The organism is Mesorhizobium sp. WSM4821 (genome assembly GCF_055901555.1).
Genome location: NZ_CM148371.1, coordinates 5089733 through 5109986, shown reverse-complemented (window position 1 = coordinate 5109986; position 20254 = coordinate 5089733). Strand labels below are relative to the sequence as shown.

Genomic DNA, 20254 nt, shown 5'->3' with positions numbered 1-20254 from the left:
TTTCGCCAATCTCCAACGTTTGCAGGTTAGGCGGAGCGCCGAAGCTGCCAATCTCCCCCCTCGTGGGGGAGATGTCCGGCAGGACAGAGGGGGGCGCTGTCCCGCAATCATCGGGTCGAGCGGAGCGGCGAGACTATGCCCCCAAAATTCGCCCGGACCGCTCTTGGTGATCCAGCCCGGCGCTGCTAGTCTGGCGGCAACTTAAAACATGTGAAAGCGCCTGCTGCGTCCGGTCTCCGGTTCGCGCGGCGCCGGAAGGAACTGAAGTGGAAGACCACGACACCGGCGCCGGCGCGCCGGCAGTGGGCGTGTCGACGGCTTCGCCGCCGCCTTCGGGCCAGGCAAGCCCATCCGCCGGCCGGCAGAATGGCCGCCCGGTGCAGCCTTGGTCCGGCCAGGCAGGCGACGCGTCCCAGCACCAGAATGGCCAGAATCAGAAGGCCAAGACAAGGAAGCGGCGCAAGCGTCGGCGCGGCCGCAAGGTTTTCGCGCGCGATGACGCTCAGCTCGCAGCGGCCGGACTGTCGCCGCCCGTTGCCACCGGCGCTCCAGCCAGCCGTCCGCCCGAGGCGATCGTCGTGCCTTTGCCTTCAACCCCGCAGGCAAGGCCGGAGCAGGGTGTTCGCCGCCCGCCGCTGCAGGAACTGCCGGTGTTTGCCGCGCTCGACCTCGGCACCAACAATTGCCGGCTGCTGGTGGCGATCCCGACGCGGCATGGCCAGTTCCGCGTCATCGACGCCTTCTCGCGCATCGTCAGGCTGGGCGAGGGCCTCACCGCCAATGGCCGGCTCGGGCAGCCCGCGATGGACCGTGCGGTCGAGGCGCTGAAGATCTGCGGCGACAAATTGCGCAGCCGCAAGATCAGAAAGGCCCGGCTGATTGCCACCGAAGCCTGCCGCACGGCCGCGAACGGAGCCGAGTTCCTCGACCGCGTCGAGCGCGAGGCGGGGCTGAAGCTCGAGATCATCGACCGTCAGACCGAGGCGCGGCTGGCGGTGTCGGGCTGCGGCTCGCTGGTCGACCGCGACACGCAAGGCGTCGTCCTGTTCGACATCGGCGGCGGCTCCTCGGAAATCGCGCTGATCGACCTCACCGGCCACCGCTCGCCGAGGCTCGCCAACCACATCGTCTCGTGGACATCTCTGCCGGTCGGCGTCGTCTCGCTGGCCGAGCGCTTCGGCGGCCGCACCGTCACGCGCGAGGTTTTTGCCGCCATGGTCGAGGATGTGGCTGTGCGCCTGCACGCCTTTGACGGGCGCGACCGTCTGAGCCATGTGCTCGCCAGCCCGAAATTCCATTTGCTCGGCACCTCGGGCACGGTGACGACGCTGGCTGGCGTTCACCTTGACTTGGAACGTTACGATCGCCGCCGGGTCGACGGGCTGTGGATGGACCGCGACAGCGTCGACCGCATGGTCGAGAGACTGGTCGGCTGGGATTTCCAGCAGCGCGTCGCCAACCCTTGCATCGGCGCCGATCGCGCCGACCTGGTGCTGGCCGGCTGCGCCATCCTGGAAGCGATCCGCGCGATGTGGCCGTCGGAAAGGCTGCGCGTCGCCGACCGCGGCCTGCGCGAGGGCATATTGAGCGAACTGATGGCCGACGACGGCGTCTGGCGCAATAGCGGGCGTGGCCGGCAATGACCAAGAAACCGGAGAAGCCAGGTTCCGCCGGCATTCGCGTGCTGAAAACGCGGATCAAGAAGAAGAGCGGCCTGAAGGAATCGTCGCGCCGCTGGCTGCAGCGCCACATCAACGATCCCTATGTCCAGCGCTCCAAGGCCGACGGCTACCGCTCGCGTGCGGCCTACAAGCTGATCGAGATCGACGACAAGCACCATCTGCTCAAGCCCGGCATGAAGGTCATCGACCTTGGCGCGGCACCCGGCGGCTGGTGCCAGGTCGCCGCCGCGCGCACGAAATCGACGGCCGAACATCCGCATGTCGTCGGCATCGACTATCTCGAAATGGATGCGGTGCCCGGCGCGCCGGTGCTGTTGATGGATTTCCTCGACCCGCAGGCGCCGGAAAAGCTCGCCGAGACGCTGGGCGGTCAGCCCGATATCGTGCTCTCCGACATGGCCGCCCCCACCACCGGCCATCGCCGGACCGATCACATCCGCACCATGTATCTGTGCGAGGTGGCGGCCGATTTCGCCCTTTCGGTGCTGAAGCCGGGCGGCCATTTCCTCGCCAAGACGTTCCAGGGCGGCGCCGAGAACGAATTGCTCGCCAGGCTCAAGCAGAATTTCCGCTCGGTCCACCATGTCAAGCCGCCGGCCTCGCGCGATGAGTCGGTCGAGCTTTATCTGCTGGCGAAGGACTTTAAGGGGTGAGGGTGCCTCAGCTTTAGACGCTGGCGGGACAGCACTCCCTCTGTCCTACCGGACATCTCCCCCGCAAGGGGGAGATCAGTCGTCTTAGCCGCTTCCGCCAATTTCCAGCGTTGCAGGAATCGCGCAGCGCCAAAACTGCCAATCTCCTCCCTTGCGGGGGAGATGTCCGGCAGGACAGAGGGGGGTGGGAAGGTTTTCTGCGCAGCAGCACTGAGGAGGCTGCACCGCCCTTAACTCCCCGGCGGGCTCACCTCCAGCGCCTTCGGCGCTGTCAGCTCGCCATGCCCCGACACGGCGTTGCCGGCATCGGGCGCCAGCCGCAGGAACGACAGCGATGCGGCCGCCGAGACGGCCGCGACGATGAAGAACGCGATGTGGAAGTCGGCGAGCGTGAGCGGCCCGCCATGGATTGCCGTCGACACTTCCAGGACGCCGCCGGCCAGCGCCACGCCGAGTGCGATCGACAGTTGCTGGAACACCGCGGCGATCGGCGTTGCCTTGCTGGTGTCGGCGGTCGAAATCTCGGCATAGGCAAGCGCGTTGATGCCGGTGAAGAACATCGAGCGGATGAAGCCTCCGGCGAGCAGGGCGGCGAGGATCAGCAGATAGGGCGTGTCCGGCGTGAACAGCCCGTTGATGGCGATCGACGCCGCCGCGATCAGCGAGCCTGATATCAGCACACGGCGGAACCCGGCGACCCTGAAGATCAGCGCGGTGACGAATTTCATGCCGATGGCGCCGATCGCCGCCACGAAGGTGATCATTCCCGACTGGAACGGCGTCAGCCCGAAGCCGATCTGGAACATCAGCGGCAAAAGGAAGGGCACCGCGCCAATGCCGATGCGGAACAGTCCGCCGCCGAGGACCGAGGAGCGGAACACCTGGTTGCGGAACAGCTCGAGCGCCAACAGCGGATTCTCGGCGCGGCGCGCATGCAGGAGGTAAAGCCCGGCCGACATCAGCCCGACAGCCACGGTGAGGAAGCCGGCAATCGGCGGCAGGGCCGGCAGGCTGACCACCGACAGGCCGAACACGATGCCCGATGCCGCCAGCCCGCTCAGCACGAAGCCGGTGAAGTCGAGCGGCGGTGTTTGCGCCGATTCGGTGTCCGGCAGGAAGCGCGTGGCGAGCCAAATTCCGATCAGCCCGATCGGCACATTGATCAGGAAGATCCAGTGCCAGGTGAAATAGGTGGTGATGAAACCGCCGACCGGCGGACCGACGAGCGGCCCGACCAATGCCGGAATGCTCAGCCAGGACATGGCGGCGACAAGCTCGCTTTTCGGCGTGGCGCGCACCAGCACAAGCCGCCCCACCGGTGTCATCATGGCGCCGCCAATGCCCTGCAGGAACCGCGACACCACGAAAGCCGGCAGCGAATTGGACACCGCGCAAGCGACCGAACCGACGATGAACACGGCGATCGCCGCCCGAAACACATTCTTGGCGCCGAAGCGGTCGGCCATCCAGCCGCTGATCGGAATGAAGACCGCCAGCGACACCAGATAGGCGGTCAGCGCCAGCTTGAGCGCCACCGGGCTGGTCTGGATGTCGATGGCGATCGCCGGTAGCGAGGTCGCGATGACGGTCGAATCCATGTTTTCCATGAAGAGAGCGACCGCCAGGATGAGCGGAATGGTGCGGTTCATGGAATGTGTCCAGACTTGAATGTTACGCAACCGACCGGGGGCAAGCCGACAGGCTGGCGGTTATCACGGGTTGGGTCGGATGTCGCCTTAACGTGCCGTCACATTTATGCGACCTGGCAGCCGCGCCAGTTCGGAATTCTGCGAGGAATGGCACCCAAATAAAAACCCGCCTCGGCGGCGGGGCCTCAAGGCGGGCATTGGCGCAAATCAGCACCATGAATAAATTCCTAGCAAAACTGACGTCACAAAGCAAGCAGAATCGACCCACACGATATGGATCGCGCGCCTGCGTCAGGGCAATCGCTTCAGACCGATTGCCGATTATGGCGCTGCCCCTCGCAAGCAAACCGGCTTTTCATCGGCGATCGGACGTGTTACGAGCCAGCGCCAATCCTGAAAGGGAAGATACGAGTCGGCGCTGTCCATCCGGTCCAGCGCTTTTCATGCATTCCGAGGGCTGGCCATGGCAAAAATTATCGAAACGTCCACGGGCGCACTGGCGCTGACCTTTGACGACGTGCTGCTGCAGCCGGGTCATTCCGAGGTCATGCCCGGCGAGACCGATATCCGCACCCGCATCGCCGGCGACATCGACCTCAACGTGCCGATCCTCTCCGCCGCCATGGATACCGTCACCGAGGCGCGTCTCGCCATCGCCATGGCCCAGGCCGGCGGCATCGGCGTCATTCACCGCAATTTCTCGCCGGCCGAACAGGCCGAGCAGGTGCGGCAGGTGAAGAAATTCGAGTCCGGTATGGTGGTCAACCCCGTCACCATCGGCCCCGAGGCGACGCTCGCCGACGCCTTAGGGCTGATGCGCACCTACAGCATTTCGGGCATTCCGGTGGTCGAGAATGGCGGCGCCGGCGGGCATACGGTCGGACGGCTGGTCGGCATCCTGACCAACCGCGACGTGCGTTTCGCCTCGGACCCGGCGCAGAAGGTCTACGAGCTGATGACCCGTGAGAACCTGATCACGGTCAAGGAGAACGTCGATCAGGACGAGGCCAAGCGGCTCCTGCACCAGCACCGCATCGAAAAGCTGGTCGTGGTCGACAGGGAAGGCAATTGCGTCGGGCTGATCACCGTCAAGGACATCGAGAAGTCGCAGCTCAACCCGCACGCCACCAAGGATGCGCAGGGACGCTTGCGCGCGGCGGCCGCCACCAGCGTCGGCGATGACGGTTTCGAGCGCGCCGAGCGCCTCATCGACGCTGGCGTCGACCTTCTGGTGATCGACACCGCGCACGGCCACTCGCAACGCGTGCTCGACGCCGTGACGCGGGCCAAGAAGCTGTCCAATTCGGTCCGCATCCTGGCCGGCAACGTCGCCACGTCGGACGGCACGCTGGCGCTGATCGATGCCGGCGCCGACGCCGTCAAGGTCGGCATCGGGCCGGGGTCCATCTGCACCACCCGCATCGTCGCCGGGGTCGGCACGCCGCAGCTTTCAGCGATCATGTCCGCGGTCGAGACGGCGCAGAAATCGGGCGTCTCGGTCATTGCCGACGGCGGCATCAAATATTCCGGCGATCTCGCCAAGGCGCTTGCCGCCGGTGCCAGTGCCGCCATGATCGGTTCGCTGCTGGCCGGCACCGATGAGAGCCCGGGCGAGGTCTACCTGCACCAGGGCCGCTCGTTCAAAGCCTATCGCGGCATGGGCTCGGTCGGCGCCATGGCGCGCGGCTCCGCCGACCGCTATTTCCAGGCCGAGGTGCGCGACACGCTGAAACTGGTGCCGGAAGGCATCGAAGGGCAGGTTCCCTACAAGGGACCGGTGTCCGGCGTGCTGCACCAACTCGCGGGCGGCCTGAAAGCCGCTATGGGCTACGTCGGCGGTCGCGACCTTGCCGATTTCCGCGAACGCGCCACCTTTGTGCGCATATCCAACGCCGGACTTCGTGAAAGCCACGCCCATGACGTCACGATCACCCGCGAAAGCCCGAATTACCCCGGCGGAGCCTGAACAGCTCGCGCGAAGCCTGGCGGCGACGATGCTGCGGCTGTCACGCCACGCCGCAGCACTGTGTTTTGTCTGCGTCGCGGTTTTCGCCGCCATGACGGCGATGGAGTTCCTCTATTTCCGCCAGGTGAGCGGCGGGTTGCCGTCGCTCGACATGCGCTTCACCGGTTTCACCCCCGATGAGGGCATGGCCTGGCTGACGGCGCTCGGCCGGCGCGGCAGCGAGATCATTCTGGTCTGGCACTACCTGACCTTCGACCTCTTGTTCCCGGCGCTGCTGTCGCTGACTTTGGTCAGCCTGATCCTGGCCACGGGGCGGAGGCTGAAGAACTTCCGGGCTCAGCCCGCGCAGCTCCAGTCGCTGTTCGCGCTTGTCCTGGTGCTGCCCTACATGCTCGCCGATTATGCGCAGAACATCGCGGTCGCCCGCCTGCTCTCCGATTTCCAGTCGGCCAATCCGGATTCGCAGTCCTTCGCCTCGGCGCTGATCGTCACCAAATTCGCGCTTCTGGCGATACCGGCGATCGTCATCGTCGTTTTCCATCTGACGGGTCAGCGGCGGCGGCGCTGACTCCCCGCTCTCCCCAGGGGAGAAGGATCGGGCAGGCGCTACAAATCGAACACCGCGATCCTGCGCTTGTCGAACTTGATCGCGATTTCGCCGCGCACCAGTTTGAGCGCGGCCTCGCCGAACACGGCGCGTCGCCAGCCTTGCAAGGCCGGCACGTCGGCGGCGTCGCCCTCGGCGGCGATGCGGTCGATGTCGTCGCTGGAGGCCAGCACCTTCGAGGCGACGCCTTCCTTTTCGGCGACGATCCGCAACAGCACTTTCAGCAGTTCCGCGGCGGCGTTGGAGCCTTCGGGCGGCTGAAAACTCTTCGGCAGCTTCGGCATGTCTTCCCTGGGCAAGGCAAGCGCGGCGTTGACCGCGCCAAGCAGCGCCGTTGCCGTCGCCGAGCGTTCCCAGCCTTTCGGCGTGGTGCGCAGCTTGCCGAGTGCTGCCGCATCGCGCGGCGCCTGCTGCGCCACCTCGTAGATGGCGTCGTCCTTGAGCACCCGGCCGCGCGGTACGTCGCGTTCGCGCGCCTCGCGCTCACGCCATGCCGCCACCGCCTGCACGATCGCCAGCTCCTGCGGCTTGCGCAGTCGCATCTTCAGCCGCTTCCAGGCGTCCTCCGGATGTGGATCGTAGGTCGCGCGGGCGGTCAGCACCTCCATCTCCTCGTTCAGCCAGTGGGCGCGGTCCTCCCTCACCAGCTCGGCGCTGAGGTGCTGGTAGACTTCGATCAGGTGGGTGACGTCGGCAAGCGCGTAATCGAGCTGCTTGTCGGACAGCGGCCTGTGACGCCAGTCGGTGAAACGCGAGGACTTGTCGAGCCGGGCGCCGGTGATCTTCTGGACGAGCTGGTCATAGGAGACGCTGTCGCCGAATCCGCAGACCATTGCCGCCACCTGGGTATCGAACACCGGATGCGGCACCAGATCACCGAGATGAACGATGATTTCGATGTCCTGGCGCGCCGCATGGAAGACTTTGACGACGGCCTCGTTGGCCATCAGCCTGAAGAACGGCTTCAGGTCGATGTCGGGCGACAGCGGATCGATCAACGCCGTCAAGCCGGGCGCCGCCATCTGGATCAGGCACAGGATCGGCCAAAACGTCGTCTCGCGAATGAATTCGGTGTCGACGGTGACGAAATCCGACTTTTCAAACGCCGCGACAGCGGTCTCGAGTTCTTCCTGGGTGGTGATGACGTGCATCAAATCGCTTTTGGCAAGGGTAAGGTCTCCTTCAATTTCAGCCGCGCGGGGTTTCGTCAAGCCGCAGGCCCTTCATCGATGCTTGCCGGGCCCTTCGGAATCGTCGTTACGCTTGGCCAGCCGGGCGAAAACCGTCGATGTGCGCAAAAGCGCTATGAAACGGCTGCGTTTGCCCGCCGGCACGCCGGATCGCACTTGCATCCGGTACAGGATGACGACGACGAAGATGGCATAGACGATGGCGCAGAACAGGAACAGCGCGCTTGGCCCGAAATACTGCATCGCCGTCGAGGCGGCGACCGGCCCGCCAATGGCGCCGAAGGAATAGAACAGCATCAGCGCCGCGTTGATCAGCACGAACTCGCCCTTGTCGGCGCGGTCGTTGGAATGCGCAGCCGACAGCGAGTAGAGCGGCATGGCGAAGCAGCCGAAGACAAAGACGGTCAGGAAGTTGAGGAACGGATTGCTCCCGGCCAGGAACGCCAGCGCAAGTGCTGCAAACAGCGCGCAGCATGTCGTTATCAGCAGCACGGAACGCCGGTCCCAGCGATCGGACAGATAGCCGAGCGGGTACTGGATGATGGCGCCGCCGAAGATGCCGACGCTGACGAAGGTGACGACGTCGGTGACCGACATGCCGATCTGTTCGGCATAGACCGGCGACAAGGTGCGGAAGCCGCTGTTGGTGACGCCGACGGCGATGCAGCCGAAGCAGCCGAGCGGGGAAATCCGCCAGACGCGGGCCAGGTCGAGCTTGACGTCCTCCGGCGGGGTCGGATTGGAGCGGTCGCCGAGCGACACCGGCACCAGCGAGAGCGTGATCATGATCGACATGATGGCGAAGATGGCGAAACCGCCGGCGCCGACGATCGGGATCAGGAACTGTGCGCCCGTGACCGAACCGATGTCGACCATCCTGTAGATGGCCAGCACCCGCGCGCGGTCCTTGTTGGCGACCCCGGAATTGAGCCAGGCTTCCATGATGGTGAACAGGCCGGCGAAGCAGAACCCGCCGGCGAAGCGCACCGCGCACCACATGACCGGGTCGATGACCAGCACCAGAAGCAATGTTCCGGCGGAAGCTATCGCCGCCAGCGCGGAAAAGGCGCGCACATGGCCGACGGCCTTCATGATGCGGGTGACGGCGAGGCAGCCGAGCAGGAAGCCGGCGAAATAGAACGTGCCCATCAGGCCGACGGTCGAGGCCGAAAACCCCTCCTGCGCGCCGCGCAGCGCGATCAGGGTGCTCTGCAGGCCGTTGCCGCCGAGCAGGATGCCGGCGGCAATGAGGAGCGGGATCAGCGGGCGGATGGAGGACATGAAGGAAGGCCTGTCGTTGATCCTTCTTGAACCATCGCCCGCGCCAATGCCAGCGGCAATTCCCGGCAGTATTGGGCCAGCACCGGCAATCAGCTTCCCACTTCGAATTTCGGCTTAGAATCGATCTTGCGCACCACCGATGGCGCGCTGGGGTGGCGGGCGGTCCTCGTCCCCCTTGCGACAGGCAATCTTCCGGATGCTCGGCCTATCGATGGGCTAACGACCGCAGGTCGATGTTCTTTTTCTCGCAGCAAATTTTTGGCGCCGGCGTGCCCTACCGCAGAATTCTGTTTGTCATCAGCCATTTCACGGAGCGGGGCCACGCGTAGTTCGGACCCATGCGAAGATCGGTAAAACCCTGCGAGACAGGTCTCCCGGTTTCAGCGTCGAGGATGCGAATGAACATGGTATGCTCTGTCCGGTTGACGCGCGTTACGACGCCCAGCAGGGCAAGGGACGCGCCATGCTCCTTGGCAATTTTGCCTTCACAGCCCCCGCAGTTGCGCAATCCGTGCGGCGCAACCGCCTGCTTGTCCCCGGCTGGCGCATCGACGATTGTAAAGCGACCGGACTGGGAGAGCATGTCCTTCGCAATTTGTGCCGACTCGGACAGATAGCGCCTGTCGTGCTCATCCGGAGGGATTATTCCGGCCCCGGCGCTCTTGTCCTCCAATTCGAAGGGAAACACCTCGATCGACATCGGCTTGGTCTGAGCGTGCGCAAATGTGCAGGTGACGACGAGCAGCGTCATCAGGACAGTCAATGTGCGAATGCGCATGGTAGTCCCTCCCATCGATGTGACGGCCATTGTACACGGCTTGACCACCCAAATCACGATCAAAGCAGAGGACGGCAGTCGCGTGCGGGTCCTATAGCTCGGGCCAGGCTGACGCCAGCAAAAGCAGGACAATTCCGACGAACGCGACATTCCAGACCAGAGAACGAAGCAGGGGGACGCCTGCTGCGTAGAGCGGCAGGTAAACCAGCCTGGCTGAAAGATAGAGACCGGCTCCCCATTCGCTGAGCGCGCTCTCGCGGCCGAGCACATGGACAAGCAAGACCGCGGCCACAAATACCGGGAACGTCTCGAGGAAATTTCGAAGCGCCCTTTCCAGCCGGCCCGCGACTCCGGCGAGCGGGGGCGTTTCGGCATCACGAGAGCTGGCCGTCCAGCGGTAACCTCGCTGGAGACTGGTTGCATGGGAGGAAATAATAATTTGGATCAAACAGAGCACGCAGCTTGCTGCAAGCATCACCAGTTCGAAGCTCATTAACCTCACTCCTGTCCGCTCTCTTCAGATATTACCCGAGCCCCGCACCCGGCCAGAGCACCGGCTGATCACCGCAGAGAGCAATCCCGCACCATTCAATATCGCGCGACACGTTTTCACGCGGCCTCGCTCGAAGGCCGAAATTCGAACCGAGATGCCGCCTGAGCGCCGTCTGCCTTGACAAAGGCGGCCTCTCATGTGCTTTTCGCGCAAATTTTCAGGCTGGGCCATTCATGCCTTGGCCGCAATCCAACATCCGGACTTACCAATGACAATGCATCGTTACCGCAGCCATACCTGTGCCCAGTTGAGGAAGAGCGACGTCGGCTCTTCCGTTCGCCTGTCGGGCTGGGTGCACCGCGTGCGCGACCATGGCGGCCTGCTGTTCATCGATTTGCGCGACCACTATGGCCTGACCCAGATCGTCGCCGATCCGGATTCGCCGGCTTTCAAGATCGCCGAGACCGTGCGCGGCGAATGGGTCATCCGCGTCGATGGAGAGGTCAAGGCGCGCCTGGCCGAGACGGCGAACGCCAACCTGCCGACCGGCGAGATCGAGGTTTTCGCACGCGAGATCGAAGTGCTGTCGGCGGCCAGGGAGTTGCCGCTGCCGGTGTTCGGCGAGCCGGACTATCCCGAGGACATCCGCCTCAAATACCGTTTCCTCGACCTGCGCCGCGACACGCTGCACAAGAACATCGTGGCGCGCACGAAAATCATCGCCGAGATGCGCAGGCGCATGAACGAGGTCGGCTTCACCGAATTCTCGACGCCGATCCTGACCGCTTCGTCGCCGGAGGGGGCACGCGACTTCCTGGTGCCGTCGCGCATCCATCCCGGCACTTTCTACGCGCTGCCGCAGGCGCCGCAGCAATACAAGCAGCTGATCATGGTGTCGGGTTTCGACCGCTATTTCCAGATCGCGCCCTGCTTCCGCGACGAGGATCCGCGCGCCGATCGCCTGCCGGGCGAATTCTACCAGCTCGACCTGGAGATGAGCTTCGTCGAGCAGGACGACGTTCTGGCAACAATGGAACCGGTGATGCGGGGCGTGTTCGAAACCTTTGCCGCCGGCAAGCCGGTGACGCAGGAGTTTCCGCGCATCGCCTATGACGTCGCCATGCGCAAATACGGCACCGACAAGCCGGACCTGCGCAACCCGATCGAGATGCAGGCCGTCTCCGATCATTTTCGTGATTCCGGTTTCAAGGTGTTCGCCAACATCCTCGCCAACGATCCGAAGGCCGAGGTCTGGGCCATTCCGGCAAGGACCGGCGGTTCGCGCGCCTTCTGCGACCGCATGAATTCCTGGGCGCAAGGCGAGGGCCAGCCGGGCCTCGGCTACATCTTCTGGCGCAAGGAGGGTGAAAAGCTCGAAGGCGCCGGTCCGCTCGCCAAGAACATAGGCGAGGAGCGCACCGAGGCGATCCGCCTCCAGCTTGGCCTTGCCGATGGCGACGCCGCCTTCTTCGTCGCCGGCGACCCGAAGAAATTCGTCTCGTTCGCGGGAGCGGCGCGCACCCGCGCCGGCGAGGAGCTGAACCTCGTCGACCGCGACCGTTTCGAATTGTGCTGGATCGTCGACTTTCCCTTCTACGAATGGAACGAGGACGAGAAGCGCGTCGATTTCGGCCACAACCCGTTCTCGATGCCGCAGGGTGGCATCGATGCGCTCAACGGCGAGGATCCGCTTGGGATCAAGGCGTTCCAGTACGACATGGTCTGCAATGGTTTCGAGATCGCCTCCGGCGGCATCCGTAACCATTTGCCCGAAACCATGGTCAAGGCGTTCGAGATCGTCGGGCTGGATCGCGAGACGGTCGAGGAACGGTTCGGTGGCCTCTACCGCGCCTTCCAGTACGGCGCGCCGCCGCATGGCGGCATGGCGGCCGGCATCGATCGCGTCGTCATGCTGCTGGTCGGCGCCAGGAACCTGCGCGAGGTGACCATGTTCCCGATGAACCAGCAGGCCTACGACCTGTTGATGAGCGCGCCGTCGGAAGCCAGCCCGCAGCAGCTTCGCGAATTGTCGCTGCGCGTCGCGGTGACCAAGAAAGAGACTTAAAAACCTCCCGCAACCGATTCTGTTGATTCACAAAGAAGCCCGGCATCGCTGCCGGGCTTCTTGCTTTCAAGCGACTGCTCCGGTCAGTCAGTCCTCGTTCGCCTTGACCGTCACGCCAAGCGTTTTCGTCAGGTCGAGCGGATTGGACATGGCGCCCGCCATGATCATTGCGAACGGCACCGCTGCCGGCGGCTCGGCCAGTATCTCGATGCTCTGCGGATCGTCGAGAAATTTACCGACCGCAGCCGACGCCTGCGCCGTCAATTCCGGATTGTTGAGCTGCGCCATGCCGAACGGCACGATCGCCTTGGCCTGGTTGGCGATGTCCTTGCCGGACATGCCTTGCTGCTTGCCGACATAGTCCAGCACCTTGTTGGTCAGCGAATCGTCGTCGAAGCGGACCGAAGCGCTGTTGAACGAAAGCTGCTGCAAGACGCCGAGCATGGCCATGCCCTCGGCCGACTTGTCGGCGCCTTCGGGCTGAGCCGCCATCTTCTTCTGCATCTCCTGCAGCGACTTGATGACGTCAAGCGTGTAGCCGCCGAGGCCGAAGGTCATGCCGAGCGTTCCGGCATTGTCGACGGAAATGTCGTATTTCGACAGCTCCATCTTGCCGTCCGAAGGCTGCCAGGTGCCCTCCATTGCAAGGTTCCCGGTGATGTTCTGGTAACCGAGCGCGTTGATCGCGTCCTTGGACTTCGGGTCCTCGATCAGCGTCAGGTCGGCATTGAATTTTTCCGTGGTGCCGGAAAACTCCATCGCCTTGCCGTCGGCCGGCGGGGTGATTTCGATGGCGAGCCCGTCCATCGAGAAGGCGGTCTTGTCGGCGACCTTGACCGTCATGTTCTCGAGTTCGGCCGATTTGTACATCATCAGCGAGCCCAGCGGACCCGTGGCGCCGTCGGCGGGAACCGTCATGTCGCGGATGATGAAGGGGCTGAGGTCGATCGTCACGCCGTCCTCGCTGCGTTGGAACGCCGAAGTCGAGACGGTTTCGATTTCATAACCGCCATTGGCTTCGGTCACGCCTTCGAGTTTGACGTCGCCGATCTTGAGCGCCTCGTTCTCGGCCGCCGGTTTGACGGCCACGCCTTGCAGCACCATGCTGGAGGCATCGCCCGTCACCCCGGTCCAGGAGATGTCGACGCCCTGAGCGGCGAGAGCCGCCTTCAGCCGGTCGGCGACCGCAGCATCCTGCGCGAAGGCCGCGTTCAGCGGCAGCGTCAGTAAAATGGTAGAAAAAGCGAGTTTGTTGAGTGTCGAGCGTTTGATCGTCATGGCGAGTTCCCTGAGCATGTCCTGAAGTGTTTTGAGTGTGTCCTAAATTATTCTCGAATTCCTTGCGCCGTCACCCTTTCGTGACGAACTGGACGGGAGGAAGGCGCTCTCCCCGCACAATGGTCGAAAAACGCGACGAAACGCAAATCCGGTCCATCGCGCCCGGTCCATCGGGCTCAGTCCATCGCGTTGACATAGGTGCGGCCTGTAACCGGTTGATGTTGGTCGGCGCTGCCGCATGTCCAGTTCGTGTTGCAGAAGGGGCCTTGCCCCTTGCCGCGAATCACCCGCTCGGCTAGTCCCAGCCCATGGGAAAAAGGCTTTTGCCGCCTGGAGATGGCGGCGGCGACAACATCGAGCCGGTCGATCTGAAGAAAGCGCTGGAAGAGCGCTATCTCGCCTATGCGCTGTCGACCATCATGCATCGGGCGCTGCCGGATGTCCGCGACGGGCTGAAGCCGGTCCATCGCCGCATCATGCATGCCATGCGGCTGCTCAGGCTCAACCCCGACCAGGGGTTTGCCAAATGCGCCCGCATCGTCGGCGAGGTGATGGGCAAGTTCCATCCGCATGGCGACCAGTCGATCTACGACGCTCTGGTGCGGCTGGCGCAGGATTTTTCGATGCGCTATCCCTTGGTCGACGGGCAGGGCAATTTCGGCAATATCGACGGCGATAACGCCGCCGCCATGCGCTACACCGAAGCGCGCATGACCGATGTGGCGACCGAACTGCTCTCCGGCATCACCGAGGACGCGGTCGACTACCGGCCGACCTACAATGAGGAGGACGAGGAGCCGGTCGTGCTGCCCGGCGCCTTCCCGAACCTGCTTGCCAACGGCTCGTCCGGCATTGCCGTCGGCATGGCGACCTCGATCCCACCGCACAATGCCGCCGAGCTCTGTGATGCCGCCCTGCATCTGATCGAGCATCCGGATGCGCCGGTGACAACGTTGATGGACTTCGTGCAAGGTCCGGATTTCCCGACCGGCGGCATCATCGTCGACAGCCGTGCCTCGATCCTCGAAGCCTACGAAACCGGCCGCGGCGGTTTCCGGGTCAGGGCGACATGGAGCCAGGAGGACCAGGGCAGGGGCACCTGGAACATCGTCGTCACCGAAATCCCCTACGGCGTCCAGAAGGCGCGGCTGATCGAAAAGATCGCCGAGCTGCTGATGGCGCGCAAATTGCCGCTGCTCGAGGACATCCGCGACGAGAGCGCCGAGGACATCCGCGTCGTGCTGGTGCCCAAGAGCCGTTCGGTCGATCCCGGCATCCTGATGGAATCGCTGTTCAAGCTGACCGAGCTCGAAAGCCGCTTTCCGCTCAACATGAACGTGCTGTCGCGCGGCAAGATACCCAACGTGCTGTCGCTGAAAGGCGTGCTCAAGGAATGGCTGGAGCACCGCCGCGACGTGCTGATCCGCCGCTCGAAGCATCGCCTCGGCGAGATCGAAAGGCGGCTGGAGATCCTCGCCGGCTATCTGATCGCCTATCTCAACATCGACGAGGTGATCAGGATCATCCGCGAGGAGGACGAGCCCAAGCAAGTGATGATGGCGCGCTGGTCGCTCACCGACAACCAAGCCGAAGCCATCCTCAACATGCGGCTCAGGGCTCTGCGCAAGCTCGAGGAATTCGAGATCCGCAAGGAGTTCGACGGCCTCATCACCGAGAAGAAGCAGATCGAGGCGCTGCTTGCGTGCGACGCCAAGCAGTGGGCGACGATCAAGTGGGAAGTCTCCAGCATCCGTGAGAAATTCGGACCGGAGACCGAGCTCGGCAAGCGCAGGACCCAGTTCGCCGACGCGCCTGAACACGACCTGACCGACATCGCCCACGCCATGATCGAGCGCGAACCGGTCACCGTGGTGGTTTCGGAAAAGGGCTGGCTCAGGGCGATGAAAGGCCACCTGACCGACCATTCGGCCCTGACCTTCAAGGAGGGCGACAGCCTCAAGCTCGCCTTCCACGCCCAGACCACCGACAAGGTGCTGGTCTTCACCACCGGCGGCAAGTTCTACACGATCGGCGCCGACCGGCTGCCCGGCGGGCGCGGCCATGGCGAACCGATCCGCATCATCGTCGACATGGACAACGACCAGGACATCGTCACTGCCTTTGTCCACGATCCCAAGCGCAAGCTGCTCCTGGTGTCCCACGGCGCCAACGGCTTCATCGTGCCGGAGGAAGAGGTCGTCGCCAACACCCGCAAGGGCAAGCAGGTGATGAACGTCAAGGCGCCCGACGAAGCCCAGCGCTGCTTGGCCGTAGCCGGCGACCATCTCGCCATCGTCGGCGAGAACCGCAAGATGCTGGTCTTCCCGCTCGCCGAAATACCGGAGATGGGGCGAGGCAAGGGCGTTCGCCTGCAGAAGTACAAGGATGGCGGCGTCCTCGACCTCAAGACCTTCACGCTTGCAAGCGGGCTCTCCTGGCAGGATTCGGCCGACCGCACCTTCATCAAATCGCGAGACGAGCTGGTCGAATGGATCGGCGCCCGGGCCTCTGCCGGCCGCATGGTGCCGAAGGGATTCCCAAGGACGGGGAAGTTCGGGTAGCGCCGCTAATCTCCCCCCTTGGGGGGAGATGTCGCCGAAGGCGACAGAGGGGGTCGGTACGTCCTGACGCGACCAATCGCGAACAGAGGAGGCTGGCGCCTCACGCGCTGCGACCCCCTCTGGCCTGCCGGCCATCTCCCCCTCGAGGGGGGAGATCCCCAATCATTTGGACTATCGTCACGATTGCTGCACTATGATCCTGCATAAGCATCGCTACATGAGGCGGGGCGGATGCGATTGGGAGAGATGGGCATTTGAAGGAAGCTAGGATTCGGAAACCGGAAGGGCAGCAGCGCCTGTTCGGCCTGTCGACGCCGGTCAGATCCGCCGTCATTCCGCCGCTGTCGGCGGCGCGCTGGCTCTTGGTGCTGATCGTCGCTGCCGGGGTCTATTTCTTTCATGGTTTTCTGGTCCCGGTGCTGGCCGCGCTGGTCATCGCCTTTGCCAGCTGGCCGCTCTATCGGCGGCTGCTCGCCGCTGTCGGCGGCAACCGCACGATCGCAGCGACATTGGCGATCCTGTTCATCCTCACCTTCCTGGTGGTGCCGATCGCGCTCGCCGGCGCCTACGCCACCAATGAAGTCCGCGAATGGGTCGGCTGGGCGATCGAAACCAACCGTGACGGCGCGGTGACGCCGCACTGGATCGTCACGCTGCCTGTGGTGGGCGACTGGATGAACGAGCAGTGGACGCGCAATCTCGGCCATCCCGGCGGCATCGGCGAATTGATCCAGCTGATCAGCGGCGCCAACATCGGCAGCATCTATCGCGGCGTGCTGGCCGCCGGCGGCAGCGCCTTCGGGCTTCTGCTGGCGCTGCTGTTCATGATGATCGCGCTGTTCTTTGCCTATCGCGACGGCGAGCATTTCGCAGGGCAGGTCGACCGTCTCGGCGAACGCATCCTGCCGGCCAGGTGGGAGCGGATTTCACGCGTCGTGCCGGCAACGATTTCCTCGACGGTGACCGGCATGACCGTGATCGCCATTGGCGAGGGGCTGGTGCTGGGCGTGGCCTACTGGCTGGCCGGCGTGCCGTCCCCGGTGACGCTCGGCGCCCTGACCGGCATCATGGCGCTGATCCCCGGCGGTGCCCCGCTGTCCTTCACGCTTGTCTCGATCTATCTCGCCGCCAGCGGATCGCTGATGGCCGGGTTGGCGCTGTTCATCTGGGGGACGGTCGAACTGTTCATCGTCGACAAGACATTGCGCCCGAAACTGGTCGGCGGCCCGATAAAGCTGCCGTTCCTGCCGACCTTTTTCGGCCTGATCGGCGGCGTCAAGACGATGGGCTTTCTCGGCCTGTTTATCGGTCCTGTGCTGATGGCATTGCTGGTCGCGATCTGGCGCGAATGGCTGCGCGAGGTGGAATTGGCCGACGAACTTGCCCCCGCGGCCCCGGCGGAGCTGGAAGGTGCTCCGCCGCAAATCGAAATCGTTGTCGAGAACAAGTCTCAGGCCGGGTGACTGACCGCAAGGGCGGCGCGACGCTTGCGCCCCGCATGCAGCTGCCATAGCGAATGGGCGACCAGCGTGACGATGAGGATCGCGCCGCCGATCAGGCTGTGGCGCGACGGCGTTTCGGCAAAGACCATCCACACCCAGACCGGCGCCAGCACCGTTTCGAGCAGATAGAACATCGCCACCTCAGGCCCGGAAATGTATTTCGGTCCGTTGGCGAGGCAGAAGAACGAGATCGGCATGATGACGGCGCCGTTGAAGACGATCCACCACGGCGCGTTCACCTGAAGGCCTTCGCTCGAGACCATGAACACCGCGACGCCCAGGGGCAGGATCACGCCGATCAGCGAAGCGAATCCCATGTCCTTGCCGCTGGCGCGCGAGAGGGTGATGGCCAGTGCGATGAAGAAAGCCGAGCACAGCGCCATGAAATCGCCGAACAGGTGCCCGGTGCCGATCGAATCGCCGACGATGATCGCGACGCCGACGATCATGACCAGCATCGCGACCACCGTGGCCGGCCGCGGCCGCTCCTTCAGGACCACCCAGGACAGCAGCGCCGCGAACACGGTGTTGAAGGCCAGGATGAAGACCAGGTTGGCGGTCGTGGTGTGATAGATGCTGGTGACGAAGGTGACCGAGGTCAGCCCGTAGCATATGGCGACGACGAGGCCCGACCAGCCGGGGATGAGCTGCGGCGCGTTCTTGCTCAGCGAGCGCCAGACAGCCCAGATGATCAGCGCCGCGACCAAGGTGGTGCCGGTGCGCAGCAGCAGGATCGTCCATGCCTCGCCGTCGGCGAGCCGGATCAGCGGAATGTCGACGGTCAGCGTCAGCCCGCCGATGGCGGTGATGAGAAGACCCTTCTGGTGGTCGATGTGAGACGACATGCGGCAATTCTCGCTATGAGTTCGGAGGCCGGGCACGAAATTGGCCAACGTCTGTCCCTCCGGCCAATCGGCCGGAAAGCCAGCAGCATCCTCCTGGGAACGGTTTTAAGGTTGATTGGCGAGAGGGCGGATCAGCGCGAAACCGCTTCGTGGTCGTAGCGTTCCCAGCCTTTGGGGCCGAGATGCTCCTGCGGCATGAAGCGCATCTTATAGTTCATCTTGCGCGAGCCGTTGACCCAGTAGCCGAGATAGACATGGGGCAGGCCCATCGCCCTGGCGCGGGCGATGTGGTCGAGGATCATGAAGGTGCCGAGCGAGCGGTCCTCGAAGTCCGGATTGAAGTAGGAATAAACCATCGACAGGCCATCGGCCATCTTGTCGGTGAGCGCCACCGCGATCAGCTCGCCCTGGCCCTTGCCGGTGATGAAGGTGTCGGGACCGCGGCGCCGGTACTCGATGACCTTGGTGTCGACATGCGTGTCCTCGACCATCATGGCGTAGTCGAGCACCGTCATGTCGGACATGCCGCCGCGGCGGTGGCGGGCGTCGAGATAGCTGCGGAACAGCGAATACTGCTCGGTGGAGGGTTGGGCGTCGTGCATGGCGCCGACGAGGTCCGAATTGCGCTGTATCACCCGCCTCATGTTGCGGCTGGTGGTGAATTCCTGGGCCAGGATGCGTACCGAAACGCAGGCGCGGCAGGTTTCGCAGGCTGGCCTGTAGGCGATGTTCTGCGACCGGCGGAAGCCGCCTTGCGTCAACAGGTCGTTCATCTCCGGCGCCTTGTCTCCGACCAGATGCGTGAACACCTTGCGCTCGAACTGGCCCTCAAGATACGGGCATGGCGACGGCGCGGTCAGGAAGAACTGCGGCGACTGGGTAGGATGGTGCGTCATCGAACCTTGGAAACACTCCTGCGAATCCCTCTACCTTTGGCGCGGATGGCGAAAAATTCAACAGGATTGTGAAGGCGCGTCTGACAGGACGCCTGATATTTGCGCATAAACGCTCGTGAGAACTCGTGAAAAGCCGTTTCAGCGGTCGCTGCGGCTGACCACCGTGCCGAGCAGCAGGTCGTGCAGGGTGCGCTTGCGGTCGGCAAACAGCGTCACCAGGAGGACCAGCGGCGTCAGGATGACGTTGCCGGCCCAGAACAGCACCGAATGCACCACCGCCGTCAGCCCGTCGATGCGGGTGCCGTCCAGACGGTCGAGCCGGATCCCCATCATCTTCATGCCTGTCGTGGCCTGGTCGGCGCTGCCGAGCGTGTTCCAGATGTAGAGGATGGCGACGGCCGGCACGAGGACGGAAAACAGCATCCAGCCGAGGCCGAGCGTCAAGAGTCCCAGGAAGAACACCAGGATCGCGAACGGGATGGTGAGCAGCGCGACGATGCAATAGTCGATGATGAAGGCGAGGACACGCCGCGTGCGCACGCCGTCATAGGCCCTGACATCGTCGAGCCTGGTGGTGATGATTTCGCCGTCGAGAACGCGCGCGTTCATGTCATTTCCTCGTAATCAGGCCCGGGGTAGAGTGCGGGCCGCCTGGTTTTGAAATGGTGAAGTCTTGCGGCGGAATCAAGATCGAGTCGTTTTCGGCAGGCGATAGGAAGCAGCCCGAACACAGCCCGGATCGGTTGAATTCGCAGCGCGGATGGCGTTTAGTTTGCTGCGGCGCAGCAGAGCGCAGGCGGGCGAGGGA

At 64.0% G+C, this 20254-nt stretch carries 16 protein-coding genes; 7 read left to right on the top strand and 9 right to left on the bottom strand.

The genetic code is table 11. The features are described 5' to 3' along the window. Positions 1 to 266 precede the first annotated feature (266 nt). Entirely contained in the window at positions 267 to 1643 is a 1377-nt protein-coding gene (locus tag AC0NID_RS24985) for a Ppx/GppA phosphatase family protein (protein WP_473452904.1), read from the top strand. Continuing rightward, entirely contained in the window at positions 1640 to 2335 is a 696-nt protein-coding gene (locus AC0NID_RS24980; protein WP_065008018.1) for an RlmE family RNA methyltransferase, read from the top strand. Before AC0NID_RS24985 ends, AC0NID_RS24980 begins: the two co-directional genes overlap by 4 nt. A gap of 230 nt (positions 2336 to 2565) precedes the next feature. Here AC0NID_RS24980 and AC0NID_RS24975 read toward each other — a convergent pair whose 3' ends face one another. Then, entirely contained in the window at positions 2566 to 3984 is a 1419-nt protein-coding gene (locus tag AC0NID_RS24975; RefSeq protein WP_473452905.1) for an MFS transporter, read from the bottom strand. A gap of 463 nt (positions 3985 to 4447) precedes the next feature. On the opposite strand from AC0NID_RS24975, the gene guaB reads away from it, so the two are divergent. Both guaB and AC0NID_RS24965 read left to right on the top strand, forming a co-directional pair. Then, on the top strand, positions 4448 to 5950 hold the full coding sequence (gene guaB, locus AC0NID_RS24970) for an IMP dehydrogenase (protein ID WP_473452906.1): 1503 nt from the start codon (positions 4448 to 4450) through the stop codon (positions 5948 to 5950). A gap of 28 nt (positions 5951 to 5978) precedes the next feature. Then, positions 5979 to 6518, top strand: coding sequence for a hypothetical protein (locus AC0NID_RS24965; RefSeq protein WP_473452907.1), 540 nt, complete (start codon positions 5979 to 5981; stop codon positions 6516 to 6518). 38 nt (positions 6519 to 6556) lie between these two features. Here the strand turns inward: AC0NID_RS24965 and rnd are convergent, their stop codons facing one another. The 4 genes from rnd to AC0NID_RS24945 form a co-directional block, all read right to left on the bottom strand. Beyond that, positions 6557 to 7708 carry a ribonuclease D gene (rnd, locus tag AC0NID_RS24960; protein ID WP_473453313.1) on the bottom strand — a complete coding sequence of 384 codons (1152 nt, stop codon included), beginning with the start codon at positions 7706 to 7708 and terminating at the stop codon, positions 6557 to 6559. Between the two features lie 72 nt (positions 7709 to 7780). Continuing rightward, the gene (locus AC0NID_RS24955) at positions 7781 to 9028 is read right to left on the bottom strand and encodes an MFS transporter (protein WP_473452908.1); all 1248 of its coding nucleotides are present in this window, start codon (positions 9026 to 9028) and stop codon (positions 7781 to 7783) included. A 274-nt stretch (positions 9029 to 9302) separates the two neighbouring features. Continuing rightward, positions 9303 to 9806, bottom strand: coding sequence for a DUF3280 domain-containing protein (locus tag AC0NID_RS24950; RefSeq protein WP_473452910.1), 504 nt, complete (start codon positions 9804 to 9806; stop codon positions 9303 to 9305). Between the two features lie 91 nt (positions 9807 to 9897). Further along, a complete protein-coding gene (locus AC0NID_RS24945) occupies positions 9898 to 10299 on the bottom strand; it encodes an MAPEG family protein (RefSeq protein ID WP_473452911.1) in 402 nt (133 codons plus the stop codon). A 274-nt stretch (positions 10300 to 10573) separates the two neighbouring features. On the opposite strand from AC0NID_RS24945, the gene aspS reads away from it, so the two are divergent. Next, on the top strand, positions 10574 to 12364 hold the full coding sequence (gene aspS / locus AC0NID_RS24940; RefSeq protein ID WP_473453314.1) for an aspartate--tRNA ligase: 1791 nt from the start codon (positions 10574 to 10576) through the stop codon (positions 12362 to 12364). A gap of 87 nt (positions 12365 to 12451) precedes the next feature. Here aspS and AC0NID_RS24935 read toward each other — a convergent pair whose 3' ends face one another. Then, the gene (locus AC0NID_RS24935; RefSeq protein ID WP_473452912.1) at positions 12452 to 13642 is read right to left on the bottom strand and encodes a hypothetical protein; all 1191 of its coding nucleotides are present in this window, start codon (positions 13640 to 13642) and stop codon (positions 12452 to 12454) included. Between the two features lie 308 nt (positions 13643 to 13950). On the opposite strand from AC0NID_RS24935, the gene parC reads away from it, so the two are divergent. Both parC and AC0NID_RS24925 read left to right on the top strand, forming a co-directional pair. Beyond that, entirely contained in the window at positions 13951 to 16203 is a 2253-nt protein-coding gene (gene parC / locus AC0NID_RS24930; protein ID WP_473452913.1) for a DNA topoisomerase IV subunit A, read from the top strand. Between the two features lie 254 nt (positions 16204 to 16457). After that, entirely contained in the window at positions 16458 to 17666 is a 1209-nt protein-coding gene (locus AC0NID_RS24925) for an AI-2E family transporter (RefSeq protein ID WP_473452914.1), read from the top strand. Here the strand turns inward: AC0NID_RS24925 and AC0NID_RS24920 are convergent. The 3 genes from AC0NID_RS24920 to AC0NID_RS24910 form a co-directional block, all read right to left on the bottom strand. Next, a complete protein-coding gene (locus AC0NID_RS24920; RefSeq protein WP_473452915.1) occupies positions 17654 to 18550 on the bottom strand; it encodes a DMT family transporter in 897 nt (298 codons plus the stop codon). The two genes, AC0NID_RS24925 and AC0NID_RS24920, sit on opposite strands and share 13 nt — an antisense overlap. A gap of 131 nt (positions 18551 to 18681) precedes the next feature. Further along, complete coding sequence (locus AC0NID_RS24915; protein WP_145720333.1) at positions 18682 to 19446, bottom strand: arginyltransferase; 765 nt, start codon at positions 19444 to 19446, stop codon at positions 18682 to 18684. 138 nt (positions 19447 to 19584) lie between these two features. Beyond that, positions 19585 to 20055, bottom strand: coding sequence for an RDD family protein (locus AC0NID_RS24910; RefSeq protein ID WP_473452916.1), 471 nt, complete (start codon positions 20053 to 20055; stop codon positions 19585 to 19587). Positions 20056 to 20254 lie beyond the last annotated feature (199 nt).